Source organism: Halomonas sp. HMF6819 (genome assembly GCF_044335525.1).
Taxonomy (GTDB): Bacteria; Pseudomonadota; Gammaproteobacteria; order Pseudomonadales; family Halomonadaceae; genus Vreelandella.
On record NZ_JBIQVY010000003.1, the window covers coordinates 207,691 to 221,789 of the forward strand.

Annotated in this window: 13 protein-coding genes; 8 read left to right on the forward strand and 5 right to left on the reverse strand. The window is 57.5% G+C overall.

Annotated elements, in window-relative coordinates; translation table 11 throughout:
- Window positions 1-64: 64 nt before the first annotated feature.
- Window positions 65-967, reverse strand: coding sequence for a helix-turn-helix domain-containing protein (locus ACGLWX_RS11045; RefSeq protein WP_252108048.1), 903 nt, complete (start codon window positions 965-967; stop codon window positions 65-67).
- 161 nt (window positions 968-1,128) lie between these two features.
- Here ACGLWX_RS11045 and pobA point away from each other — a divergent pair, with 161 nt between their 5' ends.
- The 5 genes from pobA (at window position 1,129) to ACGLWX_RS11070 (ending at window position 6,901) form a co-directional block, all read left to right on the forward strand.
- Window positions 1,129-2,313: a 4-hydroxybenzoate 3-monooxygenase gene (gene pobA / locus ACGLWX_RS11050; protein WP_396239718.1), complete on the forward strand. Its 1,185-nt coding sequence runs from the start codon at window positions 1,129-1,131 to the stop codon at window positions 2,311-2,313.
- A 210-nt stretch (window positions 2,314-2,523) separates the two neighbouring features.
- Window positions 2,524-3,510 (forward strand): Bug family tripartite tricarboxylate transporter substrate binding protein, encoded by a 987-nt coding sequence (locus ACGLWX_RS11055; protein WP_396240045.1) that lies wholly within the window; start codon window positions 2,524-2,526, stop codon window positions 3,508-3,510.
- 84 nt (window positions 3,511-3,594) lie between these two features.
- Window positions 3,595-4,095, forward strand: a complete 501-nt coding sequence (locus ACGLWX_RS11060) for a tripartite tricarboxylate transporter TctB family protein (RefSeq protein WP_396239720.1) — start codon at window positions 3,595-3,597, stop codon at window positions 4,093-4,095.
- A 33-nt stretch (window positions 4,096-4,128) separates the two neighbouring features.
- Window positions 4,129-5,628, forward strand: coding sequence for a tripartite tricarboxylate transporter permease (locus ACGLWX_RS11065; protein ID WP_396239722.1), 1,500 nt, complete (start codon window positions 4,129-4,131; stop codon window positions 5,626-5,628).
- 52 nt (window positions 5,629-5,680) lie between these two features.
- On the forward strand, window positions 5,681-6,901 hold the full coding sequence (locus ACGLWX_RS11070) for a CaiB/BaiF CoA transferase family protein (RefSeq protein WP_396239724.1): 1,221 nt from the start codon (window positions 5,681-5,683) through the stop codon (window positions 6,899-6,901).
- A 5-nt stretch (window positions 6,902-6,906) separates the two neighbouring features.
- Here ACGLWX_RS11070 and ACGLWX_RS11075 read toward each other — a convergent pair whose 3' ends face one another.
- The 4 genes from ACGLWX_RS11075 to ACGLWX_RS11090 are packed head-to-tail and all read right to left on the reverse strand — an operon-like array spanning window position 6,907 to window position 9,646.
- On the reverse strand, window positions 6,907-7,620 hold the full coding sequence (locus ACGLWX_RS11075) for an SDR family NAD(P)-dependent oxidoreductase (protein ID WP_252108054.1): 714 nt from the start codon (window positions 7,618-7,620) through the stop codon (window positions 6,907-6,909).
- Window positions 7,621-7,665: 45 nt separating this feature from the next.
- Complete coding sequence (gene catC / locus ACGLWX_RS11080) at window positions 7,666-7,956, reverse strand: muconolactone Delta-isomerase (protein WP_252108055.1); 291 nt, start codon at window positions 7,954-7,956, stop codon at window positions 7,666-7,668.
- A gap of 30 nt (window positions 7,957-7,986) precedes the next feature.
- Window positions 7,987-8,283, reverse strand: coding sequence for a YciI family protein (locus tag ACGLWX_RS11085; RefSeq protein WP_396239726.1), 297 nt, complete (start codon window positions 8,281-8,283; stop codon window positions 7,987-7,989).
- A 28-nt stretch (window positions 8,284-8,311) separates the two neighbouring features.
- Window positions 8,312-9,646, reverse strand: coding sequence for a short-chain fatty acid transporter (locus ACGLWX_RS11090; RefSeq protein ID WP_396239728.1), 1,335 nt, complete (start codon window positions 9,644-9,646; stop codon window positions 8,312-8,314).
- Between the two features lie 227 nt (window positions 9,647-9,873).
- On the opposite strand from ACGLWX_RS11090, the gene ACGLWX_RS11095 reads away from it, so the two are divergent.
- From ACGLWX_RS11095 to ACGLWX_RS11105, 3 genes are all read left to right on the forward strand, one after another.
- Window positions 9,874-10,800 carry a 3-hydroxyacyl-CoA dehydrogenase NAD-binding domain-containing protein gene (locus ACGLWX_RS11095; RefSeq protein ID WP_396239730.1) on the forward strand — a complete coding sequence of 309 codons (927 nt, stop codon included), beginning with the start codon at window positions 9,874-9,876 and terminating at the stop codon, window positions 10,798-10,800.
- Window positions 10,793-11,827: a cyclase family protein gene (locus ACGLWX_RS11100; protein WP_396239732.1), complete on the forward strand. Its 1,035-nt coding sequence runs from the start codon at window positions 10,793-10,795 to the stop codon at window positions 11,825-11,827. The genes ACGLWX_RS11095 and ACGLWX_RS11100 overlap by 8 nt, the downstream gene beginning before the upstream one ends.
- Window positions 11,828-12,534: 707 nt before the next feature.
- The gene (locus ACGLWX_RS11105; protein ID WP_252108060.1) at window positions 12,535-14,034 is read left to right on the forward strand and encodes a DASS family sodium-coupled anion symporter; all 1,500 of its coding nucleotides are present in this window, start codon (window positions 12,535-12,537) and stop codon (window positions 14,032-14,034) included.
- Window positions 14,035-14,099: the final 65 nt, after the last annotated feature.

Sequence of the window (14,099 nt, forward strand, 5' to 3'; positions counted from 1 at the left end):
CCTTAAGCTACCGGGTGAGTACCCATAGGGTATCGTGGGAGATCGCGATCCCTGAATTATGGCACTACTCTGCGCGCTCTGAAAATTGGCGCTGTCGAAACGCGCGCGGGGCCAACGACGTGTTGCGTTTGAAGAACCGGGTGAAGTAGGACGGCTCGGAGAAACCAAGGCCATCGGCGATCTCGGCGATGGTCATGTTGGTATAGGTGAGCTGGCGCTTGGCCTCCAGCAGCACCCGCTCGTGGAGTATCTGCAGGGCGCTCAGGCCCTCCTGCTGGCGGCACAAAAGGTTGAGGTGCGCGCGGCTGAGGCCAAGCTCGCCGGCCAGCGCCTCGATGCCGGGCTGCTCCTTGAAGCGCTGCTCGATTAGCGCGTGGAACTGTTCAAGGTGCTGGCGGCCCTTTTCGCGCGGTTTGGGCGCTAAACGCCGGGGCGCGGGTTTGCGCGGCAGTACCAGGCGCTCGAGCTCGATGGCCAGTGCCTGGGCCAGCACCTCCAAAAGCTGTCGCCGTCCCGGCGCCGGGTGGCGATACTCACGGTCGATCTGCTCGACGAGTGTCACGATCTGCGCTCTATTGGCGGCGGTTTCAAGGGTGTAAAACCCTGGCTGCTTGAGCGCTCGGCCATCGTCCAGCGCGACTCCCAGATGGTCCGCCAGCGGTTGAGCCAGGGTCACGATGTACCCCGCCACGTCCGGCGAAAAACAGAATCCGTGAATCGTCATGGCCGGTACCACGATGACCCCCGCATCCCGCTGATAGTGGTGGGCTCCCTCCAGCTCCAGATCCACGCTGCCCTGCGTGACCAACAGTACGTGAACCAGATCGGTATGGCGGTGCGGGCGAATACGCCAGTCGTGCAGCCGGCTACGCTCAGGAATCGATTCGCAGTGCAAAAGATCCGGCGTGGGCCAGCGACTTGTTTCGCCGTAAAGCTTGAATACAGGAACGATGGAAGGCTGTGACATCGAGTGCTCCTGGCGCATTTGACTAAAGTCGATCATTTATACGCCAAAAATCCAGATAATAGGCGATATCCTGCCTTATCCCAGCGCTTCTTTCGATCAAAAATACAACTTATAGATCGTGTGGAACAGATCGTATAGAACACGCTTGGGGAGAACCTTCGATGAAAACACAGGTGGCGATTATCGGTGCCGGGCCGTCCGGTCTACTGCTGGGGCAGCTGTTGCAGCGCCAGGGAATCGACAACGTGATCCTCGAGCGGCGCAGCGGCGAGTACGTGCTGAGCCGTATCCGCGCCGGGGTGCTGGAGCAGGGCACGGTGGACCTTCTGCGTGAAGCCGGCGTCGACCGGCGCATGGATGAAGAGGGTCTGCCCCACGACGGCTTCGAGTTGGCTTTCGACAACCGCCGCGTGCGCGTGGCGCTGGACGAGTTGACTGGCGGCAGTCGGGTGATGGTTTACGGTCAGACCGAGGTGACGCGCGATTTGATGGCGGCTCGCGACGCCGCCGGGGCTACCACGTTCTATGAGGCGGACAACGTTCAGCTCTTCGATCTGGAAAGCGACGCGCCTTATCTAACCTTCGAGCATAACGGCGACACCCTACGGCTCGACTGTGACTACGTGGCCGGCTGCGACGGCTACCACGGCGTCTCGCGCCAGAGCATTCCCGGTGATCGCCTCACTGAGTTCGAAAAGGTTTATCCCTTTGGCTGGCTGGGGCTTTTATCCGACACGCCGCCGGTGTCCGACGAGCTGATCTACGCCCGCCACGCGCGTGGCTTTAGCCTGTGCAGCATGCGCTCCGCTACCCGCAGCCGCTACTACCTGCAGGTGCCGCTGGATGAAAAAGTGGAGGACTGGTCCGATGAGCGCTTTTGGGAAGAGCTCAAGCGCCGCCTGCCCGATGAGGTGGCCAACCAGCTCGTGACCGGGCCTTCCATCGAGAAGAGTATCGCGCCGCTTCGAAGCTTCGTGGTTGAGCCCATGCAGTTTGGCAAACTTTTTTTGGTCGGCGATGCGGCGCACATCGTTCCGCCCACCGGCGCCAAGGGGCTCAATCTCGCCGCCAGCGATGTGAATACGCTCTACCGGCTGATGGTGAAGGTCTACCAGGAAGGCCGCACGGATCTGATCGAGCGCTACTCACCGACCTGCCTGAAACGGATCTGGAAGGCTGAGCGCTTCTCCTGGTGGATGACAACCATGCTGCACAATTTCAACGACGAAGACAGTTTTGACAGCCGACTACGGCTCGCCGAGCTGGATTACGTCACAAGCTCCGAGGCAGGGCTCAAGACGATCGCCGAGAACTATGTCGGTTTGCCCTACGAGCCGCTCGAGTAGTGTTAGGTCATACATTCAAAGCGGGGCTGTCTTCTTTTTTGAGTAGCTAATGCTTGCCGGAGCCGGGCAGCCTTCTCAGGATGCTTGGCAAGCTGCTACTAAAGTTGTGTTTTTTAGCAGTAGAGTAACGCAGTACCCTATTTGTATGGAATGCGAATATATGTACGAATAGCGAACACCTCGGCAGTTACGCATAGGAAGAAGACCATGATGAAAAAGTTTTTAACCGTCAGTTCCTGGGCTGCCTGCGGCAGTGCCATGCTGATTTCCGCCTCCTTTTCGACCGCTGCTGTCGCTGACTGGCCAACGAAGGATGTTAGGCTCGTCGTACCCTACGCGCCGGGCGGAACCACCGATGTACTGTCCCGCCGTGTCGCTGATCTGCTGAGCGATGAACTGGACGCCAACGTCATCGTCGAGAATCGTCCCGGCGCTGGTTCAACGGTCGGTACTGGCCGCTTGGCGCGCGGCGGCCGTGATGCCGATCATACACTTTTGATGGCCTCTCCGGGGCATACGATTGGTGCCGCCATTTATCCCAATCTGTCTTATGACCCTGTCGAAGACTTCACCTTCATTCAGAACGTTATCGACATTCCCAACGTCATGGTGGTGCCGGCGGACAGTCCCTATCACTCGGTCATCGAGTTCATCGAGGCCGCTCAGGATCAGGACATGGCCTTCAGCCACAGCGGTGTAGGCAGCTCCATCCACATGTCCGGTGAGCTGTTCAAAACGCTGACGGGATCTAAAATGACCGCCGTGCCTTTCGCAGGCAGCGGTGCATCGCTCCCCGCCTTGCTGGGCGGCGATGTCGACGTTTCCTTCGAGAACATGCCGACGGTCTACTCGCATATCAAATCGGGCGATTTGCGCGCGCTTGCCGTTACCTCCGAGGAGCGTTCTCCGTACCTACCGGACGTACCCACGCTTTCTGAAATCGGCGAATACAACCTGGATCAGTTCGTGACGACCGCCTGGTTTGGTTTGATTGCGCATAACTCGTTCCCCGAAGAGGGTTATGACACCTTGAAAGCGGCACTGGACGAGGTCATGGAGCGTCAGGAATTCCTCGACTTTGCCGAGCAACTGGGCGCCCAACCGGGGCAGGTCGAAGGTGAAGAGTTCAAGCAGTTTGTCATCGATGACTTGGCACGCTGGCAGGAGGTTGCCGAGCAGGCAGGCATCAGCCAGTAAACGCTTGTTGGTAGAACAAGGGCGAAGGTCGCAACGGCCTTCGCCTTTCTTGCTTACTTTAACGTGTCTCCCTGGGAGGCAGTTATGTCGTTCTCCGGTCCCAATGTCGTGAAAAAGATCAAAGATTCTCTGGATTTTATCACCGGCGTCATACTGCTGGTGATTTCGCTTGTCCTGGCGCTCTATCTCGTACCTAACTATATCGGTGAGCCTCCCATTCTTCAGAACCCAATGATGTCGCCCAGGTGGCTACCCAACATCGTCAGCTGGTTGATGTTTGCTTTCTCCATTCTGCTGATCCTGCAAGGGGTTCTGGTTCACCAGGATGGCGAAAACGATGAGCGAAAACTGGTGAAAGGGCCTCTGCGTCGTTTCATCATCATGCTGGTCGCCGTATTGATCTACATTCTTTTTTTCGAGTCACTGGGGGCGATCGTGACCGGCATTTTGGCGACCGTTCTCCTGTTTCTGGCTCATCCCGTCAGAACCTGGTGGGCGTATGGCTTTGCCATCGCTTTTCCCGTTGGCGTGACGTTGCTCTTTGTCAACGTGATGAATGTTCCTCTTCCGTTGATGCCCCTCTAAAGACGCGACAGCAACGTACGGCTTAGGTGATTTATGGAAAACTTCTCGGAAGTCTTACAGTTATTTTTGAGCATCGATAATTTCATCGCGATTGCGCTGGGTGTCGTCATCGGTGTCACCGTCGGCTCGATTCCCGGTCTCACGGCTACCATGGCGGTGGCGCTGGCTTTGCCTTTCACCTTTTCGATGCAGCCGGTCGCCGCTATTCTGCTGCTCGTGGGTATCTATAAGGGCGGCATGTACGGCGGGTCGATCACGGCCATATTGATTCGAACACCAGGCTCTCCTGCCTCGGCCTGCACTCTGCTTGATGGCTATCCCATGGCGCAGCAGGGGAATGCCAAAAAGGCGCTGAAAACGGCGCTTTTCTCCTCGGTCATCGCCGACTTTATCTCCAATATCGCCCTGATCTTCTTTGCCGCGTACCTGGCCAAAATAGCGCTCAATTTTGGCGCGCCGGAATTCTTCTGGCTGATCTGCTTCTCTCTGACCATCATCATCTCGCTGGCCAGCGGCTCCATGGTGAAAGGGCTGTTGGCTGCCTTAATGGGCATCCTTTTGTCGCTAGTGGGGCTGGATTCAGTCTTCGGTTCGCAGCGTCTTACCTTTGGCAACTACAACCTGATGGATTCGATCTCCTTCATTCCGCTGTTGATCGGTCTGTTTGCCATACCGGAAATACTGGAATTCTATAGAAAGAAGATCGTGCCTCACATCAAGGCCAAGGCGAGCGGTGCGGGCATGACCATGGCAGAGTTGAAGCGCAGCCTGAAAAGCATCATCCGGGGCAGCTTGATCGGTGTACTGATCGGCGCCATCCCTGGCACCGGTGCAACGGCCGCTGCTTTCATATCCTACAGCGATGCTCGGCGGCGCTCGCCCAACAAGGCCAACTTCGGCAAGGGTGAAGTCGAGGGTGTAGCCGCTGCCGAAGCGGGCAACAACGGGGTTGCGGGCGCCACGCTGATTCCTCTGCTGTCGCTGGGGATTCCCGGCGATGTCATTACCGCCATCATTCTGGGCGCCTTCATGGTGCATGGTTTGACTCCCGGGCCCATCATGTTCCAGGAGAACCTCTCGCTGATCTACGCCTTGTTCCTGGGCATCATGTTCAGCTCGCTCATCCTGCTGGTCGTCGGTAATGCGGCCATCAAGTACTTTTCGCTCATTGCTGATATTCCCAAGTCCATCCTGTTCCCAATCGTGTTGATGTTCTGTGTTTATGGCGCCTACGCGGTCAACAATTCGACCTTCGATATCTGGCTCATGCTGGTATTCGGGTTGGTGGGCTATCTCTTCAATCGTTCGGGCATACCTGCCGCGCCTTTTTTGATCGGCTTTATTCTAGGGCCAATGTTCGAGGATAACCTTCGACGTTCGCTGTTGATCAGTCACGGGGATCTATCGGTTTTCGTACGCGGACCTATCACCTGGTTCTTCATCGCGCTGACATTCGGGTCCATCGCCTATGCGCTGTTCAAGTTCTTTCAGGAGCGGCGCGCGGCTGGCAAGGACAGGCAGCTGGAGTCGTGAGCGTTTCAGGATGGCCTTTGGGCCATGATCATCATCAAGCAGGGGAGCGTCCATGGCTGGGCCTTTGAAAGGAGTGCGGGTACTCGACTTGAGCCGGGTGATGGCCGGCCCCTGGTGTACGCAGATACTGGCGGACATGGGCGCCGAGGTGATCAAGATCGAGCGCCCCGTGCTTGGCGACGATACGCGCCACTGGGGGCCACCCTGGTGGCAGGGTGAGGGGCAGTCGCCGCCCCAGTCGGCTTACTATCTTTCGGCCAATCGTGGCAAGCATTCGGTCACGGTCGATATCGCTAGACCGGAAGGCCAGGCCCTGCTCCATGAACTCGCCGAGCAGTGCGATATCGTCGTGGAGAATTTCAAGACGGGTGGGCTTGCGAGCAAGCGGCTCGACTACGCGAGTCTAGCGGCGATCAATCCGGCCATTATTTACTGCTCGGTCACCGGGTTCGGGCAGACCGGCCCTATGGCCAGCATGGCGGGCTACGACTATCTCATCCAGGCGCAGGCGGGGCTTATGAGTATCACCGGTGTGCCGGACGATGAGCCGGGCGCCGGGCCGCAGCGCGTGGGCATGGCGGTAGCGGACCTGACCACGGGCATGAACGCCGTCATTGCCATACTCGGTGCCTTGCATCACCGCCACCAGACCGGCGAAGGCCAGCATATCGACATGGCGCTGCTCGACGTGCAGGTGAGCTGGCTTGCCAACCAGGCGTTGAATTACTTCTGTAGCGGCACGCCCCCGAAACGTACCGGGGAATACCACCCTAATCTGGTTCCCTATCAGCCGTTCCCTACCTCGGGCGGCGAGAAAGTCATTATCGCAATCGGTAACGATGGCCAGTTCCAGCGTTTCTGCAACGCCGTCGGCCTGGCCGAGGTGGCCCATGATCCACGCTTTGCCACTAACCCCATGCGGGTTCAGCATCGCGAAGCGCTGGTGGCCATCATCCGCCAAGTGACGCAGAGCTTTGATAGCGCGGCGTTGACGGAGCTCTTGCAGTCTATCAGTGTCCCCTGCGGCCCCATTCAAGACATCGCGCAGGTCTTCGAGGACGAGCAGGTAAAAGCCAGGGGAATGAAGGTGGATGTGCCGGGCGCCTTTGGAAGCGTGCCCGGCGTTGCCAACCCCATCAAGTACTCCAAAACGTCGCTGAGCTACACCAAGGCACCGCCGGCGCTTGGTGAAGATACGCGGGACGTGTTGGGCCGCCTGCTGGGCAAGAGCGACGAAGCAATTCGCCGCTTACAGGAGAGTGGCGTCGTGTAGGCGGCTTAGCCGACGGTGACACCGCCGCAGACGAAAAGTGTCTGGCCGGTAATGAAGCCGCTGCGCTGGTCACAGAAGAAGCTGACTGCCTGGGCGACCTCTTCGGGCTGGCCCATACGCCGTAGGGGAATGTTATCGATGATGCGCCGCGCGCGCTCGGAGTCACGCGGGTTGTTCTCCCAGAACGCCGTGGTGGCGATCGGCCCCGGTGCGACGCAGTTCACGGTAATGCCATCCTGGGCAAGCTCCAGCGCCCAAGTGCGTGCCATGGCCTGTACGGCGCCCTTGGTGGCGCTGTAGAGGGTTCTGGCTTCCTTGCCCAGCACCACGCGACTGGCGTTGAAGACGATACGGCCTTCCCCGCTTTCTCGCAGCTTGGGCAAGAGCGCCTTGGTACAGACCAGCGCCGCGCGCACGTTCAAGTGCATCAGCTTGTCGAAATCGTCGATGTCGGTATCGTCCAAAAGCGCCGGTGCCACAATGCCGACGTTGTTCACCAGGCAGGTTACGGGGAGATCCTGAGTCACCTTCAACAAAAGTTCCTGGGTCGCGCTGGCGTCTGAAAGGTCGACCTGGTAGGCGTACTCCTTCAGCGACGGGGCGTCGGGTTCGACGATATCGAGCACGATGACGCGGTAGCCATCCTGCTGAAGACGCAGGGCGATCGCCTGACCGATATTGCGGGCGCCGCCTGTCACGACAGCAAAGGGAGTCGTCATACAGTGCTCCTGATCAGTAAGTGAAAAAACAGACAAGACCGCCGTTTAGCGATCATCTTCCCGGATAGAGGAGGGGTGGCGGCACAGCGGCCTCACCGTGATGGCCATGTAAGGGAAAAGCGGTAGTCCGGACAGCAGCTCGTGCAGTTCTGCGTTGCTTTCCACGTCAAAGATACTGACGTTGGCGTAGCTGCCCGCTATGCGCCACAGGTGGCGCCACTTGCCTTGGGTTTGGAGCTGCTGGGCATACGCCTTCTCCCGAGACTTGATCTCGTCGGCCATGTTGGAAGGCATGTCGTTGGGAAGTTCTACCACCATTTCCACGTGAAATAGCATGGGGGGCTCCGTCTTGGGGCTATACCGGGTTTATAGATGACAAATGCCGTTTAGGTAGGCCTTACGCCAGCGACAGATGACGACGCGCTCGAAAAGGCCTGCCTGGCTAAACGGGTCGTCGTCGATGAGGGCTTGGGCCTGCTCGCGCGTTTCGCAGTCGACCAAGTAAAGCCCGCCATCAGCGTGGGCGCCGTCATCGGATAGCTTGGCACCGCATGCCAGCAGGCGTTCCTTGTGGGTTTCGAGGTAGGCCAAGTGGTCATCACGCACCTCGAGGCGCAGCGCATGCTGGCCGGGCTTGTCGAAAGTTTCGATCATGTAGGGCATCGTCACTGCTCCTGTCGTTCGGTGTTTATCAGGCGCCCAGATAACCCCAGAGCCATACCGCGCCCACGAAGATGATGCCCAGGTACATGAGGATCAATACCATGTAGCCCATCACGTCGCGCAGTTTTAGACCCGAAATGGCCAGGACGGGAAGAATCCAGAATGGCTGAACCATGTTGGTCCACTGGTCACCGATCTGTACCGCCAGCGCCGTTGCGGCATGGGACGCGCCAAGCTCGGTGGCCGCTTCGATCATGACTGGGCCCTGCACCGCCCATTGACCGCCGCCGGAAGGCGCGAGGATATTGATGACGCCGCCGCTGACGAACGACCATATGGGCAGGGTGGTCGCGCTTGAAATATCCACGAAGAGGTTGGCAAAGCTCACCATCAGCCCCGAGCCCACCAGAATACCCATGATGCCAGCGTAGAAGGGGTACTGAATGATGATACCCGATACGATGCGTACGCCATCGTTGAGCGCGGCCAGGTACTGGGCGGGTGATGCGAACAGCAGGATACCGAGAAAGACGAAGGTGAAGTTGACCGTATTGAGATTCAGCGATCCGCCATCCAGGCTGTAGAGCACAACGTAAAGCATACCCAGCAGACCGATGCCGATGCCAACGATCCGGCTATGGTTGAGACGTTCGGCAAGCGTCGCGTCTCGGGTGTCGCCCAGTGTCGGTGCTGCCGGTTTCTCGACGGTACCAAGGTCGATCTCGATGATATCCTCAGGGTGCTTAGGGTGCAGCCAGGCGTTGAACAGCGGCAGCGTCACTATGATGAGCGCGCTGGTAATGAGCAGAATCGGCGAGAAGATGGTTTGCGAAAGCGGCACCAGTCCCATCTCGTCTTGCAGGAAATGCCCCTCGGTGGCGATCAGCAGCGGTACGCTGCCGGAAAGCCCGATGCCATAAAGGGCAAAGCCGGAGTAAGCCGCGGCGATAACCAGAGGGTAATGCAGGCCTCTGACCTTCACCGCCAGTTTTTGAGCCACGATACCCCCGATCACTAAGCCAAACCCCCAGTTGAGCCAGCTGCCGACCCCGCCGACCAGGGTGGCCACGACGATGGCGGCAAAGGGCGTGGTGACAAGGCCCGCGATGTGATCGAGAAGGCGATCGACCAGCGGTGTCTTGGCGAGGATGTAGCCCGCCAGCAGAATGACAGTCATCTGCATGCTGAACGCAAGCAGGCCCCAGAAGCCATCGCCCCAGAAGCGCGTAGCGGCGAATACCGACGTTCCCTCCACGAGCATGGCAAGCACGATGGTCACGGCCGTCAAGAGGACGGCAATCACCAGAGGGTCGGGCATATAGCGGCTGACCAGTCGCGTAAAGAAGTTGGCCATAGCCTGCATGGCGATTCTCCGAGTGTTGAGATACTTTAATTGTGCGTATAGCGTACTTGTGTTCGCATGGTGATGATGATTGAGCTTATTAAGCGGGCTAACAATGCGACGTTAGTCGCAAGCTGCTCGCCAGTCAGGCCGTGAGGTTGATTCGGCGAGTTCATGAAAAGCGGACAAGGGCCGGCATCGACGACGCTGGTCAGGCTTTGCACGACATCGACAATGAGGCAGAAGAAATGACGCAATCGGTTGATCGCGTAGTGATCGTGGGCGCCGGTACCATGGGCGTGACGCTTGCCAAGCTGATGCTGGCACATCGTATATCGGTACGGATGATCGACACTCATCACGCCGCTCTCGAGCGTTGTCGCCAGGCAATCGACCTGGCGTTTTCCGATGCTGCCACGCCAGTAGGCAAGCTCGAGGTACAGACGGGCTGGTCCCGAGAGGGCAATGACACCATTGTAATCGAGAGCGTGACGGAAAATCTGGCGATCAAGCGTGTGGTGATTGCCGAGGCCGAAGCGAACTGTGGTACCGGTACGCTGATCGTCACTAACACCTCGGGGCTTTCGATCGACGCGATTGGCCAGGACATGCGTCACCCCGAGAGGCTGGCCGGGGCGCATTTCTTCAATCCGGCGGATCTGATCCCCGCCGTGGAGGTCATTCCCGGCGCCGCCACTACATCGTCTGCGATCCACCGGACCTGTGATTTTCTGACACGCATCGGTAAGCGCCCGGCGGTGCTCAAGCAAAGCGTTCCCGGCTTTGTGGCCAACCGTATTCAGCACGCCATCATGCGTGAGTGTCTTTCCCTGCTGGAAAAGGGAGTGGTGGACGCGAAGGCGCTGGACGAGATCGTCCAGTTCTCCATCGGCGTTCGTTTGGCGCTCAATGGACCTCTCATGCAGCGTGATCTGAACGGGCTCGATACGCATTTAAATATTGCCCGCTATCTCTACGAAGATCTGGAAGATACCCATACCCCGTCCCGGCTGCTGGAAGAGCACGTAGCGAAGGGATGGCTAGGCATCAAGGCGGGACGTGGTTTTTACGAGTGGGATCAGGCGGGTACCCGGCAAACGACGCGTGAAGCGCTGGAGCGTGTGATCTCATTGGCCATGGAACAGAAAGGGGGCGAAGGCAATGAAAATGTCTGAATCGACGGCGCGCTGGCAACAGCGCCCCGAAGGCTCCAACTGGGGCGATTTCGGGCCTGACGATGAATTGGGCCGGGCCAATCTGCTTACCGCGGAGCAGGTACTGAAGGGCGCCAGGGAGATCGTAACCGGAAACGTGTTCACGCTCTCATTACCGCTGGACCTTCCCGGAGGACGTGCGCTGAATCCTCGTCGCTTCCCGCCTAGGCTGTCACCCACTCGGCTAGGGGAGGATCAGTATCTCAACTTTGCACTTTCCAACCTTCGCCCGGGCCTTGTCGATGTCATCAGCGACGATGCGGTGCTGCTGTCGCTTCAGTACTCCTCCCAGTGGGATTCGCTGGCACACGTAGGGGCCCTATTCGACGCCAACGGCGATGGCAAAGCCGAGCGGTGCTACTACAACGGCTATCGTGCCGAAGAGCATATACAGGGCCCTGGTAACGCCGAGGATATGGAGAGCCCATCCCGAGCCAAGCGCCTCGGGGTGGAAAACATGGCGATGCACGGCATGCAGGGGCGAGGCGTGCTCGTGGACCTGGCGCGTGTATTCGGTCCCGGCCGCACGCTGGTGGGGTATCACGAACTCATGCATGCACTGGAAACGCTGGGCGTGACGGTAGAGGCCGGCGATATGCTGGTGATGCGCACGGGCTTCGCCGAAGAAATCGTCAAAATGAACGGCTCACCAGATCTGGACACGCTCAAGCGTACCGGCGCCGTACTGGACGGCAGAGACAAGGCGCTGCTCGAATGGATCAGCGATAGCCAGATATCCGCGCTGTGCGCCGATAACTATGCGGTCGAAAATGCCGATCATGAACTAACCGAGACTGACTGCTGCAAGCTGCCGCTGCACCACCACTGCCTCTTCAAGTTGGGACTGCCGTTGGCCGAGCTTTGGCACTTGGGGCCGCTGGCCGAGTGGCTGCACGCGCACCGGCGTACACGTTTCTTTCTGACCGCGCCGCCCTTGCGGCTACCGGGGGCCATCGGCTCACCAGTAACGCCGGTGGCGACCGTCTGAGGCTAGCGTTGTGGCAGGCGTCCGCGTATTTCTTCGAGCAGGCTCAAGCACAGTCCTTGGCCTGCTGAAAAGGTGCATGAGCCGATCCAGCACTCAATCGAATTCACCTTGATGCCTTCTTTGGAGTCTCCTTGTACTTGTCGAGTATGTCGCGGTCGTTATCGCGCATGGTTCGTATAGCTTGGGTGCTGAACACTTTCTCACAGGAGCAGCACTTCGATATCCATCTGCAACTGGCCGAACTGGTTTACGTTACAAGCTCCTGGGGAGCTTAAGACCATCGCGAAGACCCATATGGGGTTGCTTTATGAGTCGCTCGAGTAGTGTTAAGTCATGCTTGAGCGTTCGCTTGGGTATGGCATGCTGATTTCACTTGCCAGGAAAACCTATGGTGTTAACCACAAATCAGGCGCGTTTATAGTGATGGTCAACACGACCGTACAAGGCGCTATAGGCGTCTTGAAATCCATTAGTCGTAAATAGTACTTGGCAGCGATTCTTTTGAAACATGTTCTGATGGGGGCATCGTTGCGACAACGCCATGCTCGTTAGCTGTTTTTCTAACTAAACTATGTTTTTAACACGCAAATACTGAGATGTTCATCGTGAACTTGCTCAATCGGGTATATAACACTACCTGATAGGTATTGGTTCTCAAGAAAGCCAAGCGCAACAATTGTGAGTGTGAAAATTATCAGGAACCTCGCATGTCGCACTCTCACGTAACGGCCAACGGTGACTCCAGTACCGATATCTCACCTTTCAGGCCTCTGTCACTTTTGCTGGGTGTTGCGGTGAGTTTAGCCATATTTTTCTTGCTACCAGACACCTTGGCATTCAATGCGCGGTTGGTCGCGGCCATCGCCATGTTGATGGCGGTTTGGTGGATGACAGAAGCTATTCCTATTCCAGCGACATCGCTTTTGCCGCTTGTCCTGTTCCCTTTCTTTGGCATTGCCTCTATTTCGGCGACGGCTTCGCCCTACGCGCATAGCATTGTGTTTCTTGTGTTGGGAGGCGTGCTGCTGGGTCTCGCGACACAGCGCTGGAATCTGCACCGTCGCTTTGCCTTGCTGACGGTGCTCACTGTAGGCACTAAGCCTGCGCAAATTGTCTTTGGACTGATGTTCGCCAGCTGGTTTATCACCATGTGGGTGAGCAACACCGCTACTGCGGTGATCATGGTGCCGATCGGTGGCTCGATCATTGCGCTGGTTAAATCGTTGGGCAATGGCGACGATACGCCTAAATTCTCCGCCGCCGTGTTGTTGGGGATCGCCTACGCCATCACCATTGGATCGATGGCAACATTGATCGGCCAACCGCCCATGGCACTAATGCGTGCCTATATGGAAGATACTCACGGAGTCAGTATTGGATTCGGGCACTGGATGCTGCTGGGTGTGCCTTTCTCGACAGCCATGTTGATCGCCGCCTGGTTTGTACTCACCAAGCTAGTGTTTCGCGCTGAAGTCGAGGACATTCAGGGCGGGCGGGCTATGATCGAGGCCCAGCTTAAGGAGATGGGTCGGCTTTCTGTGGAAGAAAAGCGCGTGCTGATGGTATTCGCCGGGGCGGTGTTTTTCTGGGTTTTTGTTCCACTACTCGGCAAGCTTGCAGTCGTGCAATCAGCGCTGCCGTGGCTTGCCAATATCAATGACACCAGCATTGCCATTCTGGCGGCATTACTGATGTTCATCATCCCGGCCACCAAAGGCCAAGGGGCGCTATTAGAGTGGTCGGCAACGCGCGATGTGCCTTGGGGCGTTCTGATTCTGTTTGGCGGTGGTTTGACGCTTTCTGCTCAATTCACCGCAACGGGGCTAAGCGTTTGGATTGGCGAGAGCGTTTCCGGACTCGCTGGCTTGCCGCCGATTTTAATTCTTTCGATAACGGCTCTGGTCATTATTTTGTTAACCGAGCTGACCAGTAATACCGCTACCGCAGCTGCTTTTTTCCCCATTATGGGTGCGATTGCCACGGGGCTGGGCATTGATCCATTTTTGATGACGATAGTCGTCACCTTTGCAGTGAGCTGTGCTTTTATGCTGCCGGTCGCGACACCCTCTAACGCGGTTGCGTTTGCGACGGGGGATTTGCCGATTAAAAACATGATTCGAGCGGGTGTTTGGTTAAATGTAATTGGCTTACTGTTGATTATTGGGGCACTTTATACGTTGATACCCCTTGTTTTTAGCGTCATATAATAAAAGCTAAAAAATAGAATTGTTTGATAAAAGCATCTTCAGAAAGGTGCATCCAGCTCGCCCAT

Coding starts and splice junctions, on each gene's coding strand:
- ACGLWX_RS11045 (WP_252108048.1), bottom strand. CDS start 967: ATGTCACAGCCTTCCATCGTTCCTGTATTCAAGCTTTACGGCGAAACA.
- pobA (WP_396239718.1), top strand. CDS start 1,129: ATGAAAACACAGGTGGCGATTATCGGTGCCGGGCCGTCCGGTCTACTG.
- ACGLWX_RS11055 (WP_396240045.1), top strand. CDS start 2,524: ATGAAAAAGTTTTTAACCGTCAGTTCCTGGGCTGCCTGCGGCAGTGCC.
- ACGLWX_RS11060 (WP_396239720.1), top strand. CDS start 3,595: ATGTCGTTCTCCGGTCCCAATGTCGTGAAAAAGATCAAAGATTCTCTG.
- ACGLWX_RS11065 (WP_396239722.1), top strand. CDS start 4,129: ATGGAAAACTTCTCGGAAGTCTTACAGTTATTTTTGAGCATCGATAAT.
- ACGLWX_RS11070 (WP_396239724.1), top strand. CDS start 5,681: ATGGCTGGGCCTTTGAAAGGAGTGCGGGTACTCGACTTGAGCCGGGTG.
- ACGLWX_RS11075 (WP_252108054.1), bottom strand. CDS start 7,620: ATGACGACTCCCTTTGCTGTCGTGACAGGCGGCGCCCGCAATATCGGT.
- catC (WP_252108055.1), bottom strand. CDS start 7,956: ATGCTATTTCACGTGGAAATGGTGGTAGAACTTCCCAACGACATGCCT.
- ACGLWX_RS11085 (WP_396239726.1), bottom strand. CDS start 8,283: ATGCCCTACATGATCGAAACTTTCGACAAGCCCGGCCAGCATGCGCTG.
- ACGLWX_RS11090 (WP_396239728.1), bottom strand. CDS start 9,646: ATGCAGGCTATGGCCAACTTCTTTACGCGACTGGTCAGCCGCTATATG.
- ACGLWX_RS11095 (WP_396239730.1), top strand. CDS start 9,874: ATGACGCAATCGGTTGATCGCGTAGTGATCGTGGGCGCCGGTACCATG.
- ACGLWX_RS11100 (WP_396239732.1), top strand. CDS start 10,793: ATGTCTGAATCGACGGCGCGCTGGCAACAGCGCCCCGAAGGCTCCAAC.
- ACGLWX_RS11105 (WP_252108060.1), top strand. CDS start 12,535: ATGTCGCACTCTCACGTAACGGCCAACGGTGACTCCAGTACCGATATC.